General features: G+C 49.9%; 8 protein-coding genes and 1 other annotated feature. Of the genes, 7 read left to right on the top strand and 1 reads right to left on the bottom strand.

From position 1 onward, the window contains the following. The 5 genes from HOLDEFILI_RS18480 to HOLDEFILI_RS11395 form a co-directional block, all read left to right on the top strand. Positions 1–760, top strand: a 760-nt coding sequence (locus HOLDEFILI_RS18480; RefSeq protein ID WP_006059854.1) for a GGDEF domain-containing protein, incomplete at its 5' end; no start/stop codon positions are given. Positions 761–832: 72 nt separating this feature from the next. Next, positions 833–1,088, top strand: a binding site (T-box leader). 133 nt (positions 1,089–1,221) lie between these two features. Then, positions 1,222–2,814: an ABC transporter substrate-binding protein gene (locus tag HOLDEFILI_RS11410; RefSeq protein ID WP_039864827.1), complete on the top strand. Its 1,593-nt coding sequence runs from the start codon at positions 1,222–1,224 to the stop codon at positions 2,812–2,814. A 101-nt stretch (positions 2,815–2,915) separates the two neighbouring features. Next, complete coding sequence (locus HOLDEFILI_RS11405; RefSeq protein ID WP_050766970.1) at positions 2,916–3,473, top strand: TetR/AcrR family transcriptional regulator; 558 nt, start codon at positions 2,916–2,918, stop codon at positions 3,471–3,473. Positions 3,474–3,568: 95 nt separating this feature from the next. Beyond that, the gene (locus HOLDEFILI_RS11400) at positions 3,569–4,933 is read left to right on the top strand and encodes a radical SAM/SPASM domain-containing protein (protein WP_006059850.1); all 1,365 of its coding nucleotides are present in this window, start codon (positions 3,569–3,571) and stop codon (positions 4,931–4,933) included. 264 nt (positions 4,934–5,197) lie between these two features. Beyond that, positions 5,198–5,776 (top strand): ECF transporter S component, encoded by a 579-nt coding sequence (locus HOLDEFILI_RS11395; RefSeq protein WP_006059849.1) that lies wholly within the window; start codon positions 5,198–5,200, stop codon positions 5,774–5,776. 138 nt (positions 5,777–5,914) lie between these two features. Here the strand turns inward: HOLDEFILI_RS11395 and HOLDEFILI_RS11390 are convergent, their stop codons facing one another. After that, positions 5,915–7,159 (bottom strand): MFS transporter, encoded by a 1,245-nt coding sequence (locus HOLDEFILI_RS11390; RefSeq protein ID WP_006059848.1) that lies wholly within the window; start codon positions 7,157–7,159, stop codon positions 5,915–5,917. 287 nt (positions 7,160–7,446) lie between these two features. Here HOLDEFILI_RS11390 and HOLDEFILI_RS11385 point away from each other — a divergent pair, with 287 nt between their 5' ends. Together HOLDEFILI_RS11385 and HOLDEFILI_RS19785 are read left to right on the top strand one after the other, a co-directional pair. Then, the gene (locus HOLDEFILI_RS11385) at positions 7,447–8,829 is read left to right on the top strand and encodes an AAA family ATPase (protein ID WP_006059847.1); all 1,383 of its coding nucleotides are present in this window, start codon (positions 7,447–7,449) and stop codon (positions 8,827–8,829) included. 1 nt (position 8,830) lies between these two features. Beyond that, positions 8,831–9,023: hypothetical protein (locus HOLDEFILI_RS19785; protein ID WP_006059846.1), on the top strand; the 193-nt coding region annotated here is incomplete at its 3' end.

The raw sequence follows: 9,023 nt of genomic DNA, 5'->3' as shown, positions 1-9,023 counted from the left end.
TTTCCTGTTGCTGAAAACGCTGATGAAACAGGTTCGCGGCGGTTGGGCAACCATGGCTCTGACCGCGATGCTGATCTATTTCGTGCTGGGCTTTATCGCCGCGTATCCCACGCCGATCGCGCAGCGTCCGGAATATGTTCCGGTCTTTATGGCGGTCTGCCTGCTGACGTTCGCATTTTATGGGGTTGTGCTGCACTCGCTGCAGAAAACGCAGAAGATCGCTGAACAGAACGAACAGCTGCAGCAGGAACAGAAAATCTATCATATCGCTTATACCGATGCGCTGACCGGGCTGGGAAACCGCGCCGCCTATTTGGAACAGATTAATAAGCTTGAACGGCAGCGCGCCGACGGAATTCCGGTTTGCTGCATCGAACTGGATATGAACGGTTTGAAACAGGTCAACGATACGCTGGGGCATGCCGCCGGCGATCAAGCGCTGCGGGAAATCGCACGGGTGCTGACAGCAGTATTTGCCCCGCGCTATCCGGACAGCGTGTTCCGGGTCGGCGGGGACGAATTCTGCGTGCTGCTGAACGGCGAGGCGGCAGTGGCGGAAATGTTGGAGCAGCTGGAAGCTGAACTGAGCCAAAGCGCACAGCAATTGGGATTTCCGCTGTCGGCGGCGGCCGGTACAGCCTGGGTTCGCCCCAATGAATTGATCGAATCGGCAATGATGCGGGCGGATGCGAAGATGTATCAGAACAAACGCGGGATTCGAGTTCTTTCTGAAAATGAAAATGAAAAGACTTGTTCCTAAAGAATATTTTCAGAAAAGTTTGAAAAAAGAATTGACAAGTTTTTCTGTCTGCGGTAAACTAATCCCATCAACACAAATGCCTAGATCAGGAAATGAGAAACTGGAATGTCGGGTTTAAGAGAGCTGCCGGAGGGTGCAAGGCAGTACGGACGCCAGGGACAACTGCCCTGTTAGCAGCGAGCTGAAAGGTTAAGCCGAGTAGGGGACGCCGGGAATTCCCGTTACAGAAGAAGACATTCTCGCCATGGCGACGATGTCCGCAGAGTGATCCTGTTTTAAAAGCAGGATAATAGGAGTGGTACCACGGATTGATCAATCCGTCTTCTAAAACGAAGGCGGATTTTTTGTATTTGATTAAAGGGGGCATGAGGGCGTGAAACAGGTGAAGCAAACCGGGGTTTCCGGAGCACTGGTTTTCTGAATTGGACGTTAATTGAAATTCAGAAAAGGAGAAAATGAAAATGAAAAACTGGGTAAAGAAATTCATCATCGGCGTCTGCGCCGTCATGTTAACAGCGTGTGCTGTTCAGGGAGAGGGCAGCGCCGCACCGACGGCGACTGCGTCGGACGAACCGGTGTCCGGGGGAACCTACATCGTCCGCGGTGCGGGTGATCCGTACAGCTTCAATCCTGATTTAAAAGTTGACGACTGGGGTGTGGTCACTTATCAGAATATTTTCAACCGGCTGGTCAAGCAGACAGTTTCCAACGAAGTCGTCGGCGATCTGGCGGAAAGCTGGGAGTTCTCCGATGATGGCCTGACGCTGACGTTTCATCTGCATGAAGGCGTGAAATGGCATGACGGCGAGCCGTTCAGCTCGGAAGACGTCAAGTGGACCTTCGATAAGATCCGCACTGAAGGCTATCAGTCCAACAGCTTCAAACAGCTGAGCGAAATCACCTGTCCGGATGAAAATACCGTCGTGTTCCATCTTTCCGAACCAAATTCCGGGATTGTCGCCACAATCGGCTGGCTGGGCACCTTCATCATGCCGAAGCATATCTATGATACGCCGGACTATGACTGGTCGACCAATCCGGCCAACTTCCAGCCAGTCGGCACCGGCCCGTTCAAGTTTGTTTCCTATGAAAAGAGCGTTGCGATCCGCATGGAACGCAATGAGGATTATTTCAAGGGCGCACCGTATATCGACGAATTAATCGTTTCGATCATTCCGGATGAATCGACGGCGTTCCAGGCTTGGCAGAACGGCGAAGTCGACGACATTCTCGGCAAAGCCCCGTCTTCAGAAATCGCCGCGCTGAAACAGGATCCGAATTACAATGTGTATCAATACGTCGCTACCGGCCGCGTTTATCTCTCGTTCAACCTGAAGGAAGGCCCGTTTGCGGATGTGCGCGTGCGTCAGGCCGTCGACATGGCGTTAGATCGTCAGGAAATTCTTGACAAGGCGGCCAAGGGCATCGGCAGCGTTCCGGAAACGTACATGACGCCGGTCTTTGACTGGGCGATGAGTGAAACGGCGCGGATTCCGGACATGGATTGGGAAGCGGCGAAGAAGCTGATTGAAGAAGCCGGCTATACCCAGGATGAAAACGGCTATTACTTTACCTGCACGCTGGACACGTTTGAAAGCGGCAACTTCAAGGACACCGCGACGGTCATCCAGGCGCAGCTGAAGGAAATCGGCATCGAAGTGAAGCTGAACATCTCGGAAATCGCCAACTTCCAGACGAAGGTTCTGGATAACTACAACTTTGATATGGCGATGAATTCCGGCTCGCAGGGACCGGATGCCAACGCGATTGAAAACCGTATCGGTTCCAACGGGTCGCTGAACATTTCCAAATATGCCAATCCGGAAATCGACGAGCTGTTAAAACAGGGCATCGCCGTGTCGGACAAAGCGGAGCGCGGGGAAGTCTATAAGCAGATTCAGGAGATTCTGAAGCGCGATCTGCCGATGGTCATCGTAACGGATGAAATTTACAGCTATCCGATCAAAGCGACGATTCATAATCATCCGCTGTCCCAGGAAAAATCCACGACGCTGGGCACCAACGAGTTCTCGGAAGTCTGGATCGAACAATAAGTAGAAAATTCTAAATTCAGCTAAACAAATCCCCGGTTGTGTCGTATCGGGGATTTCTTTTGGTTTTTGACTCATGGTATAATGCGAACGAGGTGATGAGGATGATCAGAACCCGCCAATGGATCATGGATAACTTTATGACGCTGGCCCGGGAAAAGCCGTTGAATAAAATCACAGTGGCGCAGATTGTCGAGCGCTGCGGACTGAACCGGAACACGTTCTATTATTACTTTGAGGATATTCCTTCTCTGATTGAAGCGATCTTTGCCCAACAGGCTGCCGCTTTGCTTCCTGAGCAGCGGGATACGCTTTCACTCTTGGATAGTCTGGATCAGGCGCTGGCCTGGTGTCAGGCACATCGGGAGGCGGCGCTGCATATTTACCATTCGGCCAGCCGCGAGTTGTTTCAGCAGCACTTGACCGGCTTGATCGGTGACACGCTGAATACGTATGCCCGGCAAATGAAGCTGGACGCCATCTACGATCCGGAAGCCCTGCGCACCGTCCTGCATTTTTATCGCTGCCTGCTTCTGGGAGCGGTGCTGGACTGGCTGGATCAGGATATGCGCTATGACCTCAAGGAGGAAACCCGGCGCTTGATTTCACTGGCGGAAACCGGCGCGCTGCTGCCGCCTGAATATCCAGGCAAACCGGCGTAAATGTCTGATCGTTTTACACCCGGCGGTTTCTGTCGCTGGGTTTCTTTTTTCCGCGCCCCTATAATGGGGGCAGCTGGAAAAGGAGAAGCTATATTATGAAAACCATGGAAAAAATGAAATCCGCCGCGATGGAAACGGCTGTCAAAACCGCCCTGGCCTATCTGGAACGGGATCCGGAAGCGAATATTCCGAAGATGATGAAGCTCGTCGATCAGGTTTGTCCTGATGACTGGTACGTGTCCCAGCGCAAAGCGGTGCGCGGGGTGATCGAACAGAAGAATCATTGGTATGATCTGATGTTGAAGCTGTATGACTTGGACGCCGGCGTGCGCAAGACGTTTTTCACCAACTTTATCATCAACGCCAGTCTGAAAGGCAGCGCCCGTCAGATTGAAGCTTCGGCGGAAAACGACTGCAACGTGCCGTGGGCGATCCTGCTTGATCCGACCTCGGCCTGCAACCTGCATTGCACCGGCTGCTGGGCGGCGGAATATGGTCATCAGCTGAATCTCAGCGTGGCCGAGATCGATTCCATCATCACCCAGGGCAAGGCGCTGGGCACGTTTATGTTTATTTATACCGGCGGGGAGCCGATGGTCCGGAAAGAGGATCTGCTTGCGATTTGCCGGAAACATCCGGACTGTGAATTCTTGGCGTTTACCAATGGTACGCTGATCGACGAGGCGTTCTGTCAAGCGATGCTGGAGGTCAAAAACTTTGTGCCGGCCCTCTCGCTGGAAGGCTTTGAGGAAGCCAACGACAGCCGCCGGGGCGCAGGCTGTTATGCGACGGTCCGCGCAGCGATGCGGCTGCTGAAACAATATAAGCTGCCTTTCGGTGTATCGACCTGTTATACCAGCGCCAATGTGCAGGATGTCAGCAGCGAGCGGTATTTTGATCAGATGATTCAGGACGGCGCGCTGTTCGCCTGGTTCTTCCATTACATGCCGGTTGGCAATGAAGCGGCGCCGGTGTTAATGCCGTCCCCCGATCAGCGGGCCTGGATGATCCAGCAGATCCGCGGCTTCCGCCAGACGAAACCAATTTTCACCATCGACTTTCAGAACGATGCTGAATATGTCGGCGGCTGCATTGCCGGGGGCCGGCGTTATCTGCACATCAATGCCAACGGCGACGTCGACCCGTGCGTGTTCATTCATTATTCCAACATGAATATCCGCGAGCACACGTTGCTGGAAGCCTTGCAAAGTCCTCTGTTTAAGGCCTATTATCACAATCAGCCGTTTAACGGGAACATGCTTCGGCCATGCCCGATGCTGGAAAATCCGGAGATTTTGCCGCGGCTGGTCAGACAAAGCGGCGCGGTTTCGACCGATCTGCAATCGCCGGAGAGCGCGGAGCATTTATGCGCGAAATGTCAGAACTATGCCCAGCTGTGGCAAATCCGTTCGCAGCAGATCTGGCAGGAGCTGCATCCGCAAGCGGACAAAGAGCAGTAACGATTGCAATTTGACCCGGCCGTCAGAAAACGGTCCGGGTTTTTTTATGATTGTTTTGCAAAACTGAATTCATGGGAGGAAAGTCATATCGGACAGCACGATCATCATAAAAGAGACTGAAAAATCATAAAAAAGTTTTCCTGCCTGATCGTTTCGTATTACAATAAGAAAGGCCGCGAAACCGGGTTTCCGCCGACTGTCAGGAAGGGGAAAGCCGGATGTTGCATCACGCGGCAGGTATAAAAATCGAAGGGGGATTTATTTATGACAAAGAGGACGCGGACAATGGCGTTCATTGCGATCTTTGCGGCGATCAATTACGTTGTTTTCAGTTATTTGAAGATCGATATTCCGCTGGCGGCCGGCTCTTCCGTCGCGATTCATGTCGCGAACGCGATTGTGGTCGTGTCAGCATTTCTGTTGGGACCGGTCGAAGGGGGCGTTGCCGGAGCGATCGGTTTGTCGATTGCCGATCTGTTGGATCCGCGCTATGTCGCGTCGGCGCCGAAGACGTTTTTCCTGAAATTCTGCATCGGTTATCTTGCTGGAAAAGTGGGACAGAAGCTGGGACTGAATCGTGCTGAGGATTCCCGGCAGGCGATGAAAATCGCCGCTGTGAGCGCGGCGGCCGGCTTGGGCTTCAACGTGATCTTCGATCCGATCATCGGCTATTTGTTTAAACGGTTTATCCTGGGCATTAACGCTGAAGCGGCGGCGATCATCCTGACCTGGACCGGCGGCGTTACCGCCTTCAACGCCGTGATCTGCGTCTTTGTTTCCGTTTTGTTATATATGGCGTTAAGAAAACCGTTTGCCAGTATCTACGGCCGGAAGGATTCGTGAAGCCAGGCTTAGCTGAAATCAGGGACGCCCAAAAGCGCAGCAAATCTTTTAAGAGATAGAAAAAACCACCGGAGAAACCGGCTTCTGTCCTGACCGGCAGAGCGCACTTCGGTGGTTTTTTATTTTTAATTCTGTCGCTCAGATTTCCGGGCTTAATTCCGCTTGCATGAAGCGGGTCTGAATTTCCGGATAGACAAACAGCAGGATAAACGGCAGGATGGAGATCAGACTGGAAACGGTGCCCAGCACGCTCAGATCCACGAATTCAGCGATGAAGCCGAAGGCCAGCGAGGATAAGGCCTGACCGCCGCTGGAGGCCATCATGATAAACCCGGAAATCATCGCCCGCTTTTCCCGCGGGATGATCAGCATGAAGGCCGCGTTGAGAATCGCGTTAGCCACGGCGCTGACGAAATAGGTGATCAGGAAGGTAAAGGCCATGGAATTGAACGTCTGCATCGAATAACAGAGGGCGAACAACAGCGAACTCAGCGGGAAACCGAATAACATCAGCTTGATCCGCAGCTCCGGCCTGATGTTCAGCGTGCCCATGAAAATCGTACCGATCAGCGCAGAAATCGACTGCAGCGACATCAGATAGCCATACTGCACGACGTCTAAGCCCCGGCCCAGACAGAACGGCAGGAATACGGCGCCCATGCCTGAACCGAAGAAGTTGGCTGACACGGCGACGATGACGATCAGACGGAAGCAGCGGTCGTTGAGCACATACTGCGCACCGTCTTTCAAGTCGGCGAACAGTGTTTTCAGATTGATCGGCATTCCGGTTTTCGGAGCCCGCGGGACGTCGATGAAGCATTCGGTGAAAGCGGAGATCAATAAGGAAATCCCGTTGAGCAGAATCACGAAGGGCACGCCGAGAAACGCGATGATCGCCCCGCTTAAGCCCTTGCCGACCATGGCGACGAGCGAGCGCATTCCGCCGGACAAGGACTGTGCCCGGACCAGATCCTTCGGCATCACCAGATCCGTCATGACGGTCATCGAAGCCGGGGTAAAGAACGCATTGCACAAAGCGGCGATGAAGGCTGTGGCCAGCACCATCCAGACCTCTAAATGGTTGCTCATGGCGATCAAGCCCAATCCGATCATCGTTAAGCCGCGGATCAGATCGGTGCCGACGATGATCCATTTGCGGTGGCTGCGGTCGATGATCGCCCCGCAGAAGGGGCCTAGGAACATGGCAACAAACATGGAGATGCTTGTCAACAGTCCCATCAGCGCGGTGGAACCTGTTTTCTCATAGACCCAATATCCGATACAGATGCTGTAAAGCACATCGCCGAACGTTGAGAACAGCGTGCCCTGCCACAGCAGGATAAAGTTTTTATTCCAGAGCCTCAGCGTTTTCGTTTCATTCATGATATCCACCTCTTGTTAGTTCCATGATATGTCGATTGTGTTAATTTGTCAATTAAAAATATTCATAAATAAATAATAAAAATCAATTTATAAATTCAATAATTTAATTCGCAGTTGAATGCTGTGTGCCTTACTGAGAATAAATTGAGATGTCGGATAATGATGAAAATTGAAATAAAAGTGAAAAAATCACATATTGAATAATTAAAATAATAGAAATTAGTGTTTAAATATTTGATTAAAGAGAAATAATCACTTATACTAATATTAGTAAAGGAGAATAGGCCATGTTAATTCGGTTTAACGTAAAGAACTTCTTATCCTTCTCAAGTCGAGATGATGGGCAGTCTCAGGAATTTTCAATGATTTCTGGGAAGGTCCGAAATAAAAAAACACATGTGATCGAAGAAGATAAATTGAAATTATTGAAGTTTGCGGCTGTGTACGGCGCGAATGCCGCGGGAAAATCAAATTTAGTTAAGGCGATTCAATGCATGCGGACTTTGGTTGTCAACGGATTTCCGAAAGGCAGCTCAGCATGGTATTGTAAAAATGATTCGGAAAATAGAGGGAAAGCGAGTTATTTTGAAACCGAAATTTTATTGAATCATCGTTATTATGCTTACGGATTTGAAGTTATTTTAAGCACACAACAATTTGTATCAGAGTGGTTGGTAGAATTGATGCCGGATAATCGAGAAAAGGTGATTTTTGAACGGGATTTGATGAATAAAACCTATTCCTTCGCAAAAGAATTCCAAGCTGACGGCCTGTATGATAAACTGCGGGTGTATGCGGACGATATTTCTGATGACCACAGTGTACTGATGCTGTCAGTACTCAATAAGCATAAACGTGGATTGTATCATCAATTCAAGGAAGCCATGATTTTTGCGGAAATGTACCAATGGTTTGAACAACGGCTGGATATCAATTTTCCAGACCAGCCGATTTCCGATTATTCTTATATGGTGCAAACCGAAAACGTTGAGAAGATCTGCCGCTTTATTTCCGCTTTTGGAACAGGAATTACTGATTTTCAACTGGTTGAGGTTCCGGTGGAAAAAGTTTTTGACGAAATACCGAAATCAATTCGTTCTGAACTTCTTACCACTCTTGAAAAGAAAGCTGCTGAGATGAACGCTAATCCAGATGAGTCGCAATGGGGGCTGGTCATGCGCAGCCGTCATGATTTCTTCACATTGGAATTCAATCAGGAAGGTGAAATCCTTTGTAAAACCATTCAATTTTCTCATGGTTCAAAAAAAACGCTGTTTTCTTTATCGGAGGAATCGGATGGGACAATCCGGATTTTAGATTTGCTCGAAATCTTGTTGTCAGAGGAAGGAAAGGTGTATATCGTTGATGAATTAGACCGCTGTCTACATCCAACTTTATCCTATCAGTTCGTTAAAACCTATCTTCAGCTGGCGGCAGAAAAAAAGATTCAGCTCATTGTGACAACCCATGAATCCCGCCTATTGGATTTTGATTTACTGCGCCGGGATGAGGTCTGGTTTATTGATAAAAAGAACAGCGGAGACAGCGATATTTACTCTTTAGAGGAGTATAATACCCGCTTCGACCAAAAGGTTGATAAAGCGTATCTTGAAGGAAGATATGGCGGGGTTCCGATATTTAGCACGGTGTTTCCAGTAACGGAGAAATGAAATGCGGGAAAAGAAAAAATTTGCGGAACGTTCCCGTATTTTATCTGATACAGAAGTAAGAAAGAAGGTTTATCTTGTCTATGAAGGCGAAAAGACAGAGGCTCTTTATTTTGAAGCCGTCGATGCGTTGAAGACAGAACTCGGACTGAATCCGATTATTGAACTCATTCCGATCCTTCGCAGTTACAATGAAA

The organism is Holdemania filiformis DSM 12042 (assembly GCF_000157995.1).
Taxonomy (GTDB): Bacteria; Bacillota_I; Bacilli_A; order Erysipelotrichales; family Erysipelotrichaceae; genus Holdemania; species Holdemania filiformis.
Note: the sequence above shows the minus strand (reverse complement) of the source record. Positions and strands in the feature narration are given on the sequence as shown.

Coding starts and splice junctions, on each gene's coding strand:
- HOLDEFILI_RS11410 (WP_039864827.1), top strand. CDS start 1,222: ATGAAAAACTGGGTAAAGAAATTCATCATCGGCGTCTGCGCCGTCATG.
- HOLDEFILI_RS11405 (WP_050766970.1), top strand. CDS start 2,916: ATGATCAGAACCCGCCAATGGATCATGGATAACTTTATGACGCTGGCC.
- HOLDEFILI_RS11400 (WP_006059850.1), top strand. CDS start 3,569: ATGAAAACCATGGAAAAAATGAAATCCGCCGCGATGGAAACGGCTGTC.
- HOLDEFILI_RS11395 (WP_006059849.1), top strand. CDS start 5,198: ATGACAAAGAGGACGCGGACAATGGCGTTCATTGCGATCTTTGCGGCG.
- HOLDEFILI_RS11390 (WP_006059848.1), bottom strand. CDS start 7,159: ATGAATGAAACGAAAACGCTGAGGCTCTGGAATAAAAACTTTATCCTG.
- HOLDEFILI_RS11385 (WP_006059847.1), top strand. CDS start 7,447: ATGTTAATTCGGTTTAACGTAAAGAACTTCTTATCCTTCTCAAGTCGA.